The organism is Micromonospora sp. DSM 43699, from assembly GCF_055517075.1.
Genome location: NZ_JBTMMT010000004.1, coordinates 152,678 through 167,015 on the forward strand (window position 1 = coordinate 152,678; position 14,338 = coordinate 167,015).

The window sequence follows — 14,338 nt, forward strand, 5'->3', positions numbered from 1 at the left end:
GCTGCAGGTGTCCCGCGCGATGAATGGCTGACGATGTGACAAGGGTTCGGCAGGGCTCCCCGACGGCGCTGCACCGGTTCGCCGGGCGTGCGCTGGTCGGTGTCGTGGCGATCACCGTCACCGTGTTCGGCGTGTCCCCGCCCCCGGCCGCCGCCATGATCCCGCCGTCGGCCGCTACGGTCACCGCGCTCACCGGGTCGTCGGTCGCCACGGTGGCCGGGCCGCGCGCCGGCACGCCGTTGACCGAGCCGGACTTCGCGCCGGTGGAGGCCCGTACCGACCGGATCCGCGACGACCAGTTCCAGCTCGACGAGTTGAACGCGGCCACCGCCTGGCGTACCTCGACCGGACGCGGCGTGACGGTGGCGGTGATCGACTCCGGGGTGGACGGTGCCCATCCCGACCTGGTCGGCCAGGTACTGCCCGGGATGGACCTGGTCTCCCCCGCCGGCGGCGACGAGCCGGATCCGGTGGGGCACGGCACCACGGTGGCCAGTCTGATCGCCGGGCGCGGCGACGACCGGCGGGGCGTGGTCGGGCTCGCGCCGGACGCCCGGATCCTGCCGGTCCGGGTGCTCGACGACGAGAACCGCTACGACGACGCGATGATCGTCGCCAAGGGGGTGCGCTGGGCGGTCGACAACGGCGCCCGCGTGATCAACCTGTCTCTCGGCGGCAGTGGCGACAGCCCGGCCCTCGCCGCCGCGTTGGACTACGCGTTCGCCCGGGACGTGGTGGTGGTGGCCTGCACCGGCAACGTCGCCACGTCCACCACGTCGAAGGTCTGGTACCCGGCGCGGGAGCCGGGGGTGATCGCGGTGGCCGGGCTGGAACGCGACAGCGAGAACCTCTGGTCCGGTTCGATCACCGGTCACGCCACCACCCTGACCGCCCCGGCGACCGGTCTGGTCGGGGCGCGTCCGCCGGGCAACTACTGGGGCGTGCAGGGCACCAGCTTCGCGGCGCCGCTGGTGACGGCGACCGCCGCCCTGGTCCGCGCCCGCTACCCCGACATGTCCGCCGGGGACGTGGTGAACCGGTTGCTGAGCACCGCCAAGGACATCGGCCCCACCGGCCGCGACGACCGGTTCGGGTACGGCCGGGTCGACCCGGTCGCCGCGCTCACCGCCGACCTGCCGCTGATCTACCGCAACCCGCTTGACGACAACGACTCGCCCGGGGTGGTCGGGTTCGGCCCGGCCCCCGGCTCCGCCGAGGACGCCCGGGCCGGCGGCACCGGCAGCGACCCGCTCGGTTTCACCGCGCCGCGACAGCACACCCGGTGGACGGCCCAACCGGCCGGCGGCGCTGACGACACCGCCCCGCGCCGGCTGTGGACCGGTGTCGCCATCCTCGCCGCCCTGGTCACCGGGGTGGCGTTGATGGTCCGTCGGTTCCGGTTGTGGGGTCGTTGAGCCGCGCCTGAATCCGGGTACGGGTGGGTAGAGCAGGTCGCATGAGTTCCTCCGGTCCGCGTACCTCCGTACCCCCGTCGGACCGGTCCTGGCGGGACCGCCGCCTGGACCGGGACCACTCGCTGGGGTTGCGGTTGACCCTGGCGTCGGCGGCGGCCTTCCTGGTGCTGGTGCCGTTCGCGTTGCTGGCGGTGCTGGTGGTCGGGGCCTGGTCGCCGCTGCACGACCTGGACGCCACGGTCACCGACGCCCTGCACCGCTTCGCCGTCGACCATCCGGCGTGGGTACGGGCGATGGAGGCGTGGACGCACGTCTTCTCACCGGGTCCGCTGCGGGTGGCCGCGCTGGTCGTGGTGGTGTGGTCGTGGTGGCGTCAGGCCCGACGGCTGGCGCTCTGGGTGGTCACCACGATGGCCGTCGGCGGGGCCCTCGGCGCGCTGCTGAAACTGCTTGTCGGCCGGAACCGGCCGGAACTGCTCGACCCGGTGGCCCGGGCCACCGGGTTCTCCTTCCCGTCCGGGCACGCGCTGAACGCGACCCTCGCGGCGGGGGTGCTGCTGCTGGTATTCCTGCCGTTCACCCGGGGTCGTCCGGCGGCCCGGGTGTTGCTCTGGACGGTCGCCGTGCTGCTCGTCGGGGTGACCGGGCTGAGCCGGGTGGCGCTGGGCGTGCACTGGGTCAGCGACGTGCTCGGCGGCTGGCTGTTGGGCGTGGCGGTGGTGGCGGCCACCGCGGCGGCGTTCCGCACCTGGCGGGACCGGGCCGGGTTGCCGACCGGCCGGGCCACAGTCGACGGGGTGGCACCGGAGCTGGCCGACCCGGCGGGGCCGCGCGCACTGCCGGACGACCCGGCGGGGCCACGCGCGTAGCCGGCGGCGGGTCGGGGTACATGGCGGCCCATGTCCCCCATCGCTGTGCAGGTCGCCAGGCGGGTGCTCCTTCCGGTGGCCCTGCTGCTCTCCTTCATGGTCCTGCTCGGGCTGCTGGTGACCCGGGTGCTCGACGACGTCTGGCCGTTCACCGTGGAGGACACGGTCAACCGCGAACTGGCCGCCGACCGCACCGGCGGGTGGAACGACGTCTCGCTGGTGTTCAGTACGCTGGCCAGCACCCAGTTGATCGTCACGGTCACCGTGCTGGTGGCGCTGGTGCTCCGGCTGGTGCTGCACCGCTGGCGGGAGCCGCTGTTCCTGTGCGCGGCGGTGACCGCCCAGGCGCTGGTCTTCCTGCTCACCACGATGGCCATCGACAGGCGTCGGCCGGCGGTGGAGCACATGGACGTCTCCCCACCGACGTCGAGCTTCCCGTCCGGCCACACCTCGGCGGCGGTCGCCCTCTATGTCGGCGTCGCACTGCTGCTGGCCCTGCGGGCGAAGAGCACCGCCGGCAGGGTCACCTGGTGGACCCTGCTGGTGCTGGTGCCGATCGGGGTGGCACTGACCAGGATGTACCGGGGCATGCACCACCCGAGCGACGTGGTGGCGTCGTTCGTCAACGGAGGCACCTGCGTGGCGATCATGGCGCGGGCGGTGCTCGACCGCTCACTGACCTGGGGCCGGGCCAAGCTGCCCGGCCTCACCCCGACCGGCGGAGACGCACCGGCCGTCGCGCCGGCCGGCGGCTGAACCCGGCCCTCCCCCCGCCGGTGGCGGCACCGGGCTCCGCCTCTGCCGTGACGGCACCCCGGCCCCGGTCGGTTGGGCCGCGTCGGTGGGCTCAGGTGCAGTCGCCGGTGCCCACCCCACGGGTACGCTCCGCGCCGGCCAGCGCCACCGGTCGGGCCTCCTCGGCGGTCACCGCGAAACCGGTGTTCGGGTCGTCCGCCGCCGCCGCGAAGATCACCCCGAGCACCAGACCGTTGGAGGAGACCAGCGGGCCGCCGGAGTTGCCGCTGCGGACCAGCGCCCGGATCGTGTAGATCTCCCGGTTCACCTTGCTGGCGTTGTAGATGTCCGGGCCCTCGATCCGGTCCACGTCCCGGATCCGGGCCGGGCGGGCGTCGTACGGGCCGTCGAGTGGGAAGCCCAGCACGATCGCGTCCGCGCCGCTGCCGGCCTGTCCGGCGGCGAACCGCAGGGAGGGGCCGGGCAGTCCCGGCACGTGCAGCACGGCGAGGTCACGGTCCGGGTCGTAGACGACGACGTCACCGTCGAACCGTTCGCCGCGCAGCTCGACCGCGACGGAGCGGGTGCCGGCCACCACATGCGCGTTGGTCATCACCCGGTCGTCGGCGTAGACGAACCCGGAACCCTCGATCCGGCGCGAGCAGCTCGGTGCGGAACCCAGCACCTTCACCACCGCCCGCTGGCTGTTCGCCACCACCTGGGAGCCGGCCAGCGCCGGGTCCGGCGGGGCGACCTGTCGCGCCGAGGTACGACCCAGGCCGTTGAAGACGTCGGGGAAGCCGTTGGTGTCGACGGTGTCCCGCAGCGCGGTGGACAGCTCCTGGGCCTGGTCCGGCAGGACCCGGTCCACCACGGTCAGCAGCGCGCTGTTCTTGACCGAGGCGGCCAGCCAGGGCAGCGACGAGGAGCCCAGCGGCACCGCGACCAGCCAGGCCACAAGCATCACCGCGAGGATCGAGACGAACGCGCCCCCGACGTCGTCGGCCCGCCTGGCGGCGTCGTTGGTGATCGTCCGCCGTAGGTGGGAGCCGAGCCAGCCGGCCAGCGCCTGACCGAGCACGGCGAGCCCGAAGACGGCGACCAGGGAGACCAGCACCCTGGTCCCGCTGTCGATGAACTGGCGGGCCAGCATCGGCCCGAGCTGGAGGCCGATGAGCGCACCCAGGAAGAACCCGGAGAACGACAGCGCCCCGATGACGAAGCCCTGGCGGTATCCGCTGATCGCGAACACGAGCATGAGCAGGAGCAGAACGAGATCCACGGCCGACACCGGTCAAGGGTACGTGCACCGGACACCCGTTCGGCGCAGCGGATGCGGAACGTGACGGTCAGGTCAGCGGACCGGCCAGTTCGTCCGCCTCCTCGGTGCCCGCCGAGGGAGCCGGGGTGGCACCGGTCGGTGGCAGCTCGACCACCCGCGACCAGGGCCACGGCCGGGCCCAACCACCCATCTCCAGCAGGGCGGCGAGCACCCCGGCGGTGAAGCCCCAGACCAGCATTCCCCGGACGGAGAACGCCGGGCCGATCCAGCCGCTGGGGTGGCGGACCCGCATCCGGTTGGCCGGGTCGACCAGCTCGGCGACGGGCAGCCGGGCCACGTGCGCCACCTCGGCCGGCTCCCGGGGGTGCACCGGGTGCGGGCTGTGCCACCAGGCCAGCACCGGGGTGACCACGAAGTCGCTGACCGGGATCCAGAGTTTCGGCAACTCGGCCAGGACGGTCACGCTGGCCGGGTCGAGGTCGACCTCCTCGTTCGCCTCACGCAGCGCGGTGGCCCGCACGTCGGCGTCCTCCGGGTCGGCCGCGCCGCCGGGGAAGGCCGGTTGACCGGCGTGGTTGCGCAGCGTGGCGGCCCGCTGGAGGACCAGCACGTCGGGGCCGGCACCGGGCTCCTCGCCGAGCAGCACCAGCACCGCGCTCTCCCGGCCGCCTTCCTCGGGGGTGGTCAGTCGGGTGAAGTCCTCGGCCCGGGCGGTGCCGAGCCGGCCGAGCAGTGGATCGAACCAGGACGGCGGACGGGAGGTCACGCGGGCACCACCAGGCCGAGGTGGCGGCGGACCAGGTCGGCGAGGCGGGCGTCGTCGAGTGCGCCGGAGGTGTCGATGTGCCGAACCCGCCCCTGCGCGTCGACCAGCAGGGTCAGCGGGACGGCCGTGCGGCGCAGCTCCCGTTGCAGGGCCTCGCCCTGGTCGAAGAGCACCGGGAAACGGATACCGAAGTCCTCACCGATGGCCTGCGCGCCGTCCCGGCTGTCCCGGCTGTTCACCCCGATCACCTGGAGCTGGCCGGCGGCGCGGACGCTGAGCCGTTGGAAGGCCGGCAGCTCCTTGCGGCAGGGCGGGCACCAGGAGGCCCACACGTTGATCACGGCCGGACCGTGGATGTCGCGCAGCGCCACCGGAGCGCCGCCGGTGAAGCAGGAGAGCACCAGTTCGGGCAGCAGACCTCCGCCACCGCCGGCCGGGGCCGGGCTGCCGACCGTACCGCCGCCGTCGCCGGCCCCGACGGACCCGGTCGGCGCGGCCGGGTCGGACGGGGCGACGGACCCGGTCGGCGCGGGGGTGGTGGTGCCGGTGGGGGTGGTGGACGGCCGGCCGGTCAGGGTGGCGCAGTCGGCGAACGGTGACGGGCGGGCGGGCCGTCCCTGGTCGGGGCCGGTGGCGGAGTCCTGCCGCCCGGCGGTGGCGGTGCAGCCGGCGAGCGCCAGCAGCACCGGGACGACCAGCGCGGCGAGCCGACGCTTCACGGTGCCTCCGCGACCACGGCCTGCGCGGGCACCAGCTCCGGGTCGACCCCGGCGGCGACCGCGAGCTCCCGGGCACGGGGGCCCTTGAGCAGCTTCGCGGCGGCGGCCGGTTCGGTCGGCCCGAGCCCGTACGACGGGCAGAGCCGGGTCAGGGTGCACGCCCCGCAGGCGGGCTTGCGGGCGTGGCAGACCCGCCGCCCGTGGAAGATGATCCGGTGGGAGAGCATGGTCCACTCCCGCTTCGGGAAGATCGCCCCGATCTCGTGTTCGATCTTGACCGGATCGGTCTGGATGGTCAGCCCCCAGCGCTGCACCAGCCGTTGGAAGTGGGTGTCGACGGTGATCCCCGGGACGTCGAAGGCGTTGCCCAGGATGACGTTCGCCGTCTTGCGACCGATCCCGGGCAGCGTCACCAGGTCGGCCAGCCGACCGGGAACCCGGCCGTCGTAGCGCTCGATCAGCGCCTGACCCAGCTTGATCAGCGAGTCGGTCTTGTTGCGGTAGAAGCCGGTCGGCCGGATCAGCTCCTCCAACTCGGCCCGGTCCGCCCCGGCGTAGTCGGCCGCCGTCGGGTACCTGGTGAAGAGCTTCGGGGTGACCTCGTTGACCTTCTTGTCGGTGCACTGCGCGGAGAGGATCGTGGCGACGGCCAACTCCAACGCATTGGAGTGGTCGAGTTCGCAGTGGGCGTCGGGGTGCGCCTCGGTCAACGCCCGACCGATCCGCCGGGCACGCCGGGTACGGCCGAGGTCCGTCTCGACCCGGCCGGGAGAGCTGATGGTCACGCCGGCCAGCCTACGTCGCCACCCCGCCGGCCCGTCGCGCCCACGCCAGCCGGCCCCGTCGCGCCCACGCCAGCCGGGTACGGCGACGGGCGGTCAGCCGGCCTCGGGCGGGCTGATCTTCCCCTTGCCGTCGAACCGCGCCCCGGTACGCGGGAAGTCGTTGCCACTGAGCTGCTTGACCAGGCCGAGCCCCTGGTCGGCCGAATCCATCGTCGGCTTGCCCACCGAACTCATCCGGGTGGAGGTGAACGAGCCGCCCGCGAAGCTGCCGTCCGGCTTGAGGGAGACCTTCAGCACCCCGCCCCAGCCGAGCCGGCCGGTCGGGTTGAGCGACCGGGCACCCCCGGCGAAGTTACCCAGGCTGTACGCGATCAGCCGGCCCTGGTAGAACTCCATCCCGCGCAGCACGTGCGGGCCGTGTCCGACGATCAGGTCGGCCCCGGCGTCGATCATGGCGTGGGAGAACTTCACCGGGTCGCCCCGGTTCTCGCCGAGGAACATCTCGGTGCCGGGGCGGACCCGGGTCTTGTCCGACCCCTCGCCGCCCATGTGCACCTGCACCACGACCAGGTCGGCCATGGTGGCGGCCTTCTCGACCACTCCCTTGGCGGCGTCGATGTCGACCAGGCTGTTCGACCAGGGGTACGACGAGAAGCCGGCCACCGCGACCTTCACCCCGCCGACCTCGACCACGGTGATCTGGTCCGGCGCACCGGTGTGCTTCAGGCCGTGCTTCTCCAGCGCCTGCCGGGTGTTCTCGTAGCCCTGCGGCCCGAAGTCGTAACCGTGGTTGTTGGCCTGGTTGAGCAGCTGGAAACCGGCGTCCTTGAGGTGGCCGGCGTACTCCGGCGGAACCCGGAACTGGTAGCAGTTGCTGGAGTCGGCGCCGCACTTGCCGGTGCCGGTGTCGGTGGTGAGCGGCTCCTCCAGGTTGCCCATCACCAGGTCGGCCTTGAGTGCTCCCTCGACCTCGTCGAAGAAGCCCTTGCCGCCGTTGGCGGGCAACCGGGACGGGGCCATCCCCATCACGATGTCGCCGGTGGCCGAGAGGGTGACCGCCGCGCCCTTGTCGGCCGCTGCGCCGCTCGGCACCGGGGAACCGCTGGCACCACCACCGCCGCCCGGACGCCAGACCGGCTCCGGGGAGTCGTCGGGCTGGGAACAGCCTGCGAGGAGCACGGCGAGCAGCGCGCCGGAGGCGAGCACGGCGCGGCGGCGGGGACGGGGCTTCGAGAAGGCGGCAGAGTACATCGCCCGCGACGCTACCGGGTGGGTAATCGACCCACGACGGCCGATCGGACGGAAGTTCAGCCCGTCCGCCGCTCCGACCACGGGACGCAGGAGACCGACCCGCCGGCCCGGACGGCCGCGTGGACGGCCCGGGCGAGCGGGGCGCCCCAGGTCGACCGGGGTCCCCCGTACGGCTCGGTCGGGAGGGCGGGCCCACCGGCGGGGCAGAGCACGGTGACCGAGTCGGTGGGGGTACCGGTGCCCGGCAGGCCCAGTTCCCCGATCGCCTGGCACTTCGCCTCGGTCGCGGTGGCGACGGCGTTCACCAGCGCGGCGTCCCCGAGCGCCGCCGGCACGTAGACGACGATGTTGACCGTCCCGACCCGCTGCACCGGCGCGGTACCCGACACCCCGGCAGGAGCCGGCACCACGGCCTCCGCCGGGACGGCGGCCCAGAGGGGGGTGCCGAGGCCGACGGTGGCCCAGGCCCGTACGCCGGTGTCGGTCCGGGTCACCACCTCGGCGACGTCCACGCCGGTGAGCAGGCCGATCCCGGGCCCGTCGAGGCCGAGCCGGTCGGCGAGCGCGGCCAGGTGGGTCGCCGGGTCGTCCCGGCGGTACGACATCGGCACTGTCGCGTTGACCACCCAGTTGCGTACGCCGACACCGCCACCGAGCGGGCCGGAGCTGACCGCCCGCAGGGGCCGGCGGGCCCGCCACACGAGTAGCGGAATATCCCATCCGTCCTCGGGGCGGTGGGTCAGCACGGGGTCGCTCAGCACCCGGACACCCTACGACCAGCGGCGGCCACCGCCGGTGACCAGGTGGTTCGGGCGGATGATCATAAGGGCCGATCGGGTCGGCGAGGTTACGCCCAACGATCAAGTTTCCAGGGGTGCAGCTCTGATTCGTCCTCACATGCGCCTAGACTTGGCGGCGCGCGAGGGATCAGCGGACGGCGGACCCGGCCGAGGGACGGCAGCGCGCAACCGGAGGTGCGCGATGGACGAGGTACTGGCTCGCAGCGGGATCTTCCAGGGTGTCGACCCGGAGGCTGCCGAGGCGCTCGCCAAAGAGATGGAGACGATCGACGTCCGCAAAGGCGAGATCGTCTTCAACGAGGGCGAGCCCGGCGACAGTCTCTACATCCTCCTGTCCGGCAAGATCAAGGTGGGGCGTCGGGCAGCCGACGGCCGGCAGAACCTGATCGCCGTGATGGGCCCGTCGGACATGGTCGGTGAGCTCTCGCTCTTCGACCCCGGCCCGCGTACGGCCACGGCCACGGCGGTCACCGACACCCGGCTGGTACGGCTGCGCAAGCAGGCCCTGCGCCCCTGGCTGAACAACCGGCCCGAGATCGCCGAGCAGTTGCTGCGGGTGCTCGCCCGTAGGCTGCGCCGGACGAACGACTCGCTGGCCGACCTGATCTTCACCGACGTGCCGGGCCGGGTCGCCAAGAACCTGCTCCAGATGGCCGGCCGGTTCGGCACCCGCGACGGCGGCGTGCTGCGGGTGACCCACGACCTGACCCAGGAGGAGATCGCCCAGCTCGTCGGCGCCTCCCGGGAGACGGTCAACAAGGCGCTCGCCGACTTCGCCTCCCGTGGCTGGCTGCGACTGGACGGCAAGAGCATCATCATCCTCGACCCGGAGCGTCTCGCCCGCCGCGCGCGGGTCTGACCCGGCACCACGTACACACCGAGCCAGGGCCGCCCCGACCGGCGGCCCTGGCTCGTTCGCGACCGGTCCCGGTCCGGTTCCGGCAGGGGCGGTGCCGGCTGGCGGCCCGCGGTTCTCCCCGGTGACCCGCTCGGTCGCCTCGGCCCGATCGCGGGTGCGGGGAGCGGGAGCGGCGACAACTCTCCCCGATCCCTGCCGCACTCCCCTGGGGCCCGACCGGAACGATCAGCCGATGCCACAGAAAAAGTCAAGCTTGACTGTTTGTTTCGGCGGCGGCACGCTGTCCCCGTGTCCGCCGCATCGACCCGCGTCCCCCAACAGGAGCGCAGCCGCGCCACCCGGGCCCGGCTGCTCGAAGCGACTGTCGACTGCCTGGTCCGGTACGGCTGGTCGGGCACCACCACCACGGTGGTCGCCAGCCACGCCGGGGTCTCCCGTGGTGCCCAGCTGCACCACTACCCCACCAAGGCGGCCCTGGTCACCGCCGCCGTCGCCCACCTCGCCGAGCGACGCGCCGAAGAGCTGCGCGTCGAGGCCGAGGCACTGCCGGTCGGGCCGCAGCGACTCGACCGGGTGATCGACCTGCTCGGCGTCGCCTTCACCGGGCCGCTCTTCGTCGCCGCGCTGGAGCTGTGGGTGGCCGCCCGCACCGACCCGGAGCTACGCGGCGCGTTGGTACCACTGGAGGCAAGGGTGGGTCGGGAGATGCACCGGCTCACCGTCGCGCTGCTCGACGTGGACGAGCGCCGCCCCGGGGTCCGCGAGGCGGTGCAGGCCACCCTCGACCTGCTCCGCGGGCTCGGCGTGGCCAACCTGCTCCACGACGACTCGGCCCGCCGCACCGCCCTGTTGCACACCTGGAAACGCCAGCTCGCCACCCTGCTCACCCCCGGACCACACCCGCCCCTCGACCAACCCTGACCGACCCGACCCCACCGGCCCGACCGGCCCTGACCCGCGCTCATCGACCCACCCGCCCGGGAGGCACCATGGTCGACCCGACCGCACTGCTCGCCGACCTGGCCGAGGAGTCCGACCAGCTCGACGCGCTCGTCGCCGCGCTGCCCAACGAGGCGTGGAAGCGGCCCACACCCGCGCCCCGCTGGACGGTCGCCCACCAGATCGCCCACCTGGCCTGGACCGACCACGTCGCCCGGTTGGCAGCCACCGATCCGACGGCCTTCCACGCCTCGGTCACCTCGGCCGCCGACCCGAGCCGGCTGGTCGAGGACGGGGCGGCGGAGTTCCTGGCACCGCCGGCCACCCTGCTCACCCGTTGGCGCACCGGCCGGGCCGGTCTCACCGCCGCCCTGGCCGCCGTGCCGGCCGGGGAGAAACTGCCCTGGTACGGCACCCGGATGTCGGCCGCCTCGATGGTCACCGCCCGGCTCATGGAAACCTGGGCACACGGCGAGGACGTCGCCGAGGCGCTCGGCGTGACCCGCACCCCGACGGCGCGGTTGCGGCACGTCGCGTACCTCGGATTCCGTACCCTCGGGCATGGTTTCGCCGCCCACGGCCGGTCGGTGCCGACGGTGCCGGTGCGGGTCGAACTCGCCGCGCCGGACGGGTCACGCTGGACCTTCGGGCCGGCCGACGCGGCGGACCGGGTCGTCGGCCCGGCGCTCGACTTCTGCCTGCTGGTCACCCAGCGCCGACACCGCGCCGACACCGCCCTGGCCGCCACCGGCCCGACCGCCGACGCCTGGCTCGACGTGGCCCAGGCCTTCGCCGGCCCACCGGGCGCCGGGCGCGACCCACGCACCACCGACCGCGAACGGGCCACGCCGGAAGCCGGCCGACCGACGGTGCGCGACAGCGCGTCCGGGGCCGGCGACGCGGCGGCCCCGGACGGCCGGGACGAGCGCACCGGGGCGACGGCGTGAGCGGCGTGCTCCGGGTGGGCAACGCCTCCGGCTTCTACGGTGACCGGTCCACCGCCTGGCGGGAGATGCTCGACGACGGTGAGCTCGACGTGCTGACCGGCGACTACCTGGCCGAGCTGACCATGCTGATCCTCGGTCGGGACCGGCTGCGCGACCCGGACCTCGGCTATGCGAAGACCTTCCTGCGCCAGCTCGAAGGCTGTCTCGGCACCGCCCTGGACCGGGGCGTACGGATCGTCACCAACGCGGGCGGGTTGCACCCGGCCGGGTTGGCCGCCGCGATCGGCGCGCTCGCCGACCGGCTCGGCCTCGCCGTCCGGGTCGGCCACGTCGAGGGCGACGCACTGCCCCGACCGGACGCGCTCACCGCCAACGCCTACCTCGGCGCGTTCGGCATCGCGGCCTGCCTGGACGCCGGGGCGGACGTGGTGGTCACCGGGCGGGTCACCGACGCCTCGCTGACGGTCGGGCCGGCCATCACCCGGTTCGGCTGGCGACCCGACGACCTGGACGCGCTGGCCGGTGCCACAGTCGCCGGGCACCTGATCGAGTGCGGGGCCCAGGTCACCGGCGGCAACTTCAGCTTCTTCACCGAACTGCCCGACGGTGGACGCCGACCCGGCTTCCCGATCGCCGAGATCCACCCGGACGGCTCGTCGGTGCTCACCAAGCACCCCGGCACCGGCGGCGCGGTCACCGTCGAGACCGTCACCGCCCAACTGTTGTACGAGGTGGGCGGCCCCGACTACCTCGGCCCGGACGTGGTGACCCGACTGGACACGGTACGGCTGCACCAGGACGGGCCGGACCGGGTGCGGGTGGGCGGGGTCCGGGGCACCCCACCGCCGGCCACCCTCAAGGTGGGCGTCAACAACCTGGGCGGCTTCCGCAACGCGATGACGTTCGTGCTCTGCGGGCTGGACATCCCCGCCAAGGCCGCCCTGGTCCGGGGGCAGGTCGAGGCGGCGGTCGGCGCGGACGGGCTGGAGTTCACGCTGGCCCGTACCGACCACGTCGACGCGGTCGACACCGAGACGGCGAGCGCGCTGCTGCACGTACACCTGCGTGACGGTGACCGGGTGCGGGCCGGGCGGGCCTTCTCGGCGGCGGCGGTGGAGCTGGCCCTCGCCTCCTACCCGGGATGCACGCTGACCACCCTGCCCGGCGACGCCACCCCGTACGGGGTCTTCACCGCCGACGCCGTGCCGCAGGTCGACGTGCCCCACGTCGCCGTGCTACCGGACGGCACCCGGCTGCCGATCCCCCCGCCGCCGCAGACCGCACCACAGACCACGCCGGACGCCACGCCACAGGCCGAGACCCGGCCGGTGCCCGCTCCGGCGGGGTCCGCCGCACCGGTGGACCCGGCACCGGCGACCGGGCCGACCCGGCGGGGGCCGTTGGGTGAGCTGGTCGGGGCCCGGTCGGGTGACAAGGGTGGCGACGCCAACCTCGGCGTCTGGGCGCGCACCGACGCGACCTGGGGCTGGCTGCGGGAATGGCTGACCGTCGCGCGGCTGGCCGAGCTGCTGCCGGAGACCGCCGCGTTGACCGTCGAACGGTACGAGCTGCCGCACCTGCGGGCGGTCAACTTCGTGATCCGGGGCCTGCTCGGGCCGGGGGTGGCCGCCTCCAACCGGTTCGACCCGCAGGCCAAGGCGCTCGGTGAGCTGCTCCGCTCGCGCATCGTCGACCTGCCCGCCGCCCTCACCCCCGGCCCGCCCGCCGCAGACCGGCCGGGAGCGGCAGCCGGGGAGGGGGACGGATGACGATCGTGGACACGCCGGAGCGGCGGCAGTTGCGGGAGTTGACCCGGGCCTTCGTGACCCGGGAGGTGCTGCCGCACCTCGACGACTGGGAGCGGGCCGGCGAGGTCCCCCGCACGCTGCACGCCACCGCCGCGAAGATCGGCCTGCTCGGCATCGGCTTCCCCGAGTCGGTCGGCGGCAGCGGCGGTGACCTGCTCGACTCGATAGTGGTCACCGAGGAGATCATCCGCTCCGGTGGCTCCTCCGGGCTGGTCGCCGCCCTCTTCACCCATGGCATCGCGCTGCCGCACATCGTCGCGGCGGCCGGAGCGCGCACCGGCGGCACGCTCGGTGGTCGACTCCCCACCCACCGGTCCGCCGCCGACGATCCCCTGGTCACCCGGTACGTCCGGCCGACGCTGGCGGGTGAGCTGATCGGCGCGCTGGCGATCACCGAACCGGACGGCGGCTCCGACGTCGCCTCGATCCGCACCACCGCCCGCCGCGACGGCGACCACTACCTGGTGAACGGGTCGAAGTCGTACGTCACGAGCGGGGTACGCGCCGACTTCGTCACCACGGCGGTCTGCGGCGACTTCCCCGGCAGCGGGTCGCTGCACCTGCTGGTGATCGACAGGGGCACGCCCGGGTTCACCGTCGGCCGGAAGCTGAAGAAGCTCGGCTGGCACTGCTCGGACACCGCCGAGCTGTCCTTCGTCGACGTCCGGGTCCCGGTGGCCAACCGGATCGGCGAGGAGGACACCGGCTTCCTGGCGATCATGCAGAACTTCGCCACCGAGCGCCTGTCCCTGGCCACCCAGGCGTACGCGACCGCGCAGCGCTGCGTGGAGCTGGCGACCCGCTGGTGCCGGGACCGGTCCACCTTCGGTCGTCCACTGGCCAGCCGGCAACTGGTCCGGCACCGGCTGGCCGAGATGCACACCCGTACCGAGGCGGCCCGCGCGTACGTGCACCAGGTGGCCGCCCGGGTGGCGGCGGGCGAGCCGGTGGTGACCGAGGTGGCGATGGCGAAGAACGTCGCGGTGGCCGCCTGCGACCAGGTGGTCGACGCCGCGCTGCAACTGCACGGCGGGTTCGGCTACCTGCGCGACGCCGAGGTCGAGCGGCACTACCGGGACGCCCGCATCCTCGGCATCGGCGGCGGCACCACCGAGATCATGAACGAGATCATCGCGAAAGGCCTGGGCCTGTGAGCGCGAGGA

General features: G+C 73.8%; 13 protein-coding genes and 1 pseudogene. 8 read left to right on the plus strand and 6 right to left on the minus strand.

What is annotated here, in order from left to right:
* The first annotated feature begins 23 nt into the window (after positions 1-23).
* From mycP to AC0AIB_RS04180, 3 genes are read left to right on the plus strand one after another with little or no spacing between them, the layout of a single operon-like run.
* On the plus strand, positions 24-1,415 hold the full coding sequence (gene mycP / locus AC0AIB_RS04170) for a type VII secretion-associated serine protease mycosin (protein WP_328342256.1): 1,392 nt from the start codon (positions 24-26) through the stop codon (positions 1,413-1,415).
* A gap of 41 nt (positions 1,416-1,456) precedes the next feature.
* The gene (locus AC0AIB_RS04175) at positions 1,457-2,284 is read left to right on the plus strand and encodes a phosphatase PAP2 family protein (protein WP_465096041.1); all 828 of its coding nucleotides are present in this window, start codon (positions 1,457-1,459) and stop codon (positions 2,282-2,284) included.
* Positions 2,285-2,314: 30 nt separating this feature from the next.
* On the plus strand, positions 2,315-3,040 hold the full coding sequence (locus AC0AIB_RS04180) for a phosphatase PAP2 family protein (RefSeq protein ID WP_465096042.1): 726 nt from the start codon (positions 2,315-2,317) through the stop codon (positions 3,038-3,040).
* A gap of 91 nt (positions 3,041-3,131) precedes the next feature.
* Here AC0AIB_RS04180 and AC0AIB_RS04185 read toward each other — a convergent pair whose 3' ends face one another.
* From AC0AIB_RS04185 to AC0AIB_RS04210, 6 genes are all read right to left on the minus strand, one after another.
* The gene (locus tag AC0AIB_RS04185; RefSeq protein ID WP_328342250.1) at positions 3,132-4,310 is read right to left on the minus strand and encodes a MarP family serine protease; all 1,179 of its coding nucleotides are present in this window, start codon (positions 4,308-4,310) and stop codon (positions 3,132-3,134) included.
* Between the two features lie 58 nt (positions 4,311-4,368).
* Positions 4,369-5,067: an NUDIX hydrolase gene (locus tag AC0AIB_RS04190; RefSeq protein WP_328342248.1), complete on the minus strand. Its 699-nt coding sequence runs from the start codon at positions 5,065-5,067 to the stop codon at positions 4,369-4,371.
* Positions 5,064-5,786 (minus strand): TlpA family protein disulfide reductase, encoded by a 723-nt coding sequence (locus AC0AIB_RS04195; RefSeq protein ID WP_328342246.1) that lies wholly within the window; start codon positions 5,784-5,786, stop codon positions 5,064-5,066. The genes AC0AIB_RS04190 and AC0AIB_RS04195 overlap by 4 nt, the downstream gene beginning before the upstream one ends.
* Positions 5,783-6,571: an endonuclease III gene (gene nth / locus AC0AIB_RS04200; RefSeq protein WP_328342244.1), complete on the minus strand. Its 789-nt coding sequence runs from the start codon at positions 6,569-6,571 to the stop codon at positions 5,783-5,785. Before nth ends, AC0AIB_RS04195 begins: the two co-directional genes overlap by 4 nt.
* A 93-nt stretch (positions 6,572-6,664) precedes the next feature.
* Positions 6,665-7,822 carry a CapA family protein gene (locus AC0AIB_RS04205; protein WP_328342242.1) on the minus strand — a complete coding sequence of 386 codons (1,158 nt, stop codon included), beginning with the start codon at positions 7,820-7,822 and terminating at the stop codon, positions 6,665-6,667.
* Between the two features lie 56 nt (positions 7,823-7,878).
* A complete protein-coding gene (locus AC0AIB_RS04210) occupies positions 7,879-8,583 on the minus strand; it encodes an adenosylcobinamide amidohydrolase (protein ID WP_328342240.1) in 705 nt (234 codons plus the stop codon).
* A 220-nt stretch (positions 8,584-8,803) separates the two neighbouring features.
* Here AC0AIB_RS04210 and AC0AIB_RS04215 point away from each other — a divergent pair, with 220 nt between their 5' ends.
* From AC0AIB_RS04215 to AC0AIB_RS04235, 5 genes and pseudogenes are all read left to right on the plus strand, one after another.
* On the plus strand, positions 8,804-9,481 hold the full coding sequence (locus AC0AIB_RS04215) for a Crp/Fnr family transcriptional regulator (RefSeq protein ID WP_067306583.1): 678 nt from the start codon (positions 8,804-8,806) through the stop codon (positions 9,479-9,481).
* A 288-nt stretch (positions 9,482-9,769) separates the two neighbouring features.
* The gene (locus tag AC0AIB_RS04220) at positions 9,770-10,402 is read left to right on the plus strand and encodes a TetR/AcrR family transcriptional regulator (RefSeq protein WP_328342235.1); all 633 of its coding nucleotides are present in this window, start codon (positions 9,770-9,772) and stop codon (positions 10,400-10,402) included.
* Between the two features lie 68 nt (positions 10,403-10,470).
* Positions 10,471-11,241 (plus strand): annotated as a pseudogene (locus AC0AIB_RS04225) (TIGR03084 family metal-binding protein); the annotation flags it as partial.
* Between the two features lie 191 nt (positions 11,242-11,432).
* Entirely contained in the window at positions 11,433-13,136 is a 1,704-nt protein-coding gene (locus tag AC0AIB_RS04230) for an acyclic terpene utilization AtuA family protein (protein ID WP_465096061.1), read from the plus strand.
* Positions 13,133-14,329: an acyl-CoA dehydrogenase family protein gene (locus AC0AIB_RS04235; protein ID WP_465096043.1), complete on the plus strand. Its 1,197-nt coding sequence runs from the start codon at positions 13,133-13,135 to the stop codon at positions 14,327-14,329. Before AC0AIB_RS04230 ends, AC0AIB_RS04235 begins: the two co-directional genes overlap by 4 nt.
* The last annotated feature ends 9 nt before the right edge of the window (positions 14,330-14,338 follow it).

Excerpts from the sequence above, each read along its gene's own strand:
- mycP (WP_328342256.1), top strand. The coding sequence starts at position 24 with ATGGCTGACGATGTGACAAGGGTTCGGCAGGGCTCCCCGACGGCGCTG.
- AC0AIB_RS04175 (WP_465096041.1), top strand. The coding sequence starts at position 1,457 with ATGAGTTCCTCCGGTCCGCGTACCTCCGTACCCCCGTCGGACCGGTCC.
- AC0AIB_RS04180 (WP_465096042.1), top strand. The coding sequence starts at position 2,315 with ATGTCCCCCATCGCTGTGCAGGTCGCCAGGCGGGTGCTCCTTCCGGTG.
- AC0AIB_RS04205 (WP_328342242.1), bottom strand. The coding sequence starts at position 7,822 with ATGTACTCTGCCGCCTTCTCGAAGCCCCGTCCCCGCCGCCGCGCCGTG.
- AC0AIB_RS04215 (WP_067306583.1), top strand. The coding sequence starts at position 8,804 with ATGGACGAGGTACTGGCTCGCAGCGGGATCTTCCAGGGTGTCGACCCG.
- AC0AIB_RS04230 (WP_465096061.1), top strand. The coding sequence starts at position 11,433 with ATGCTCGACGACGGTGAGCTCGACGTGCTGACCGGCGACTACCTGGCC.
- AC0AIB_RS04235 (WP_465096043.1), top strand. The coding sequence starts at position 13,133 with ATGACGATCGTGGACACGCCGGAGCGGCGGCAGTTGCGGGAGTTGACC.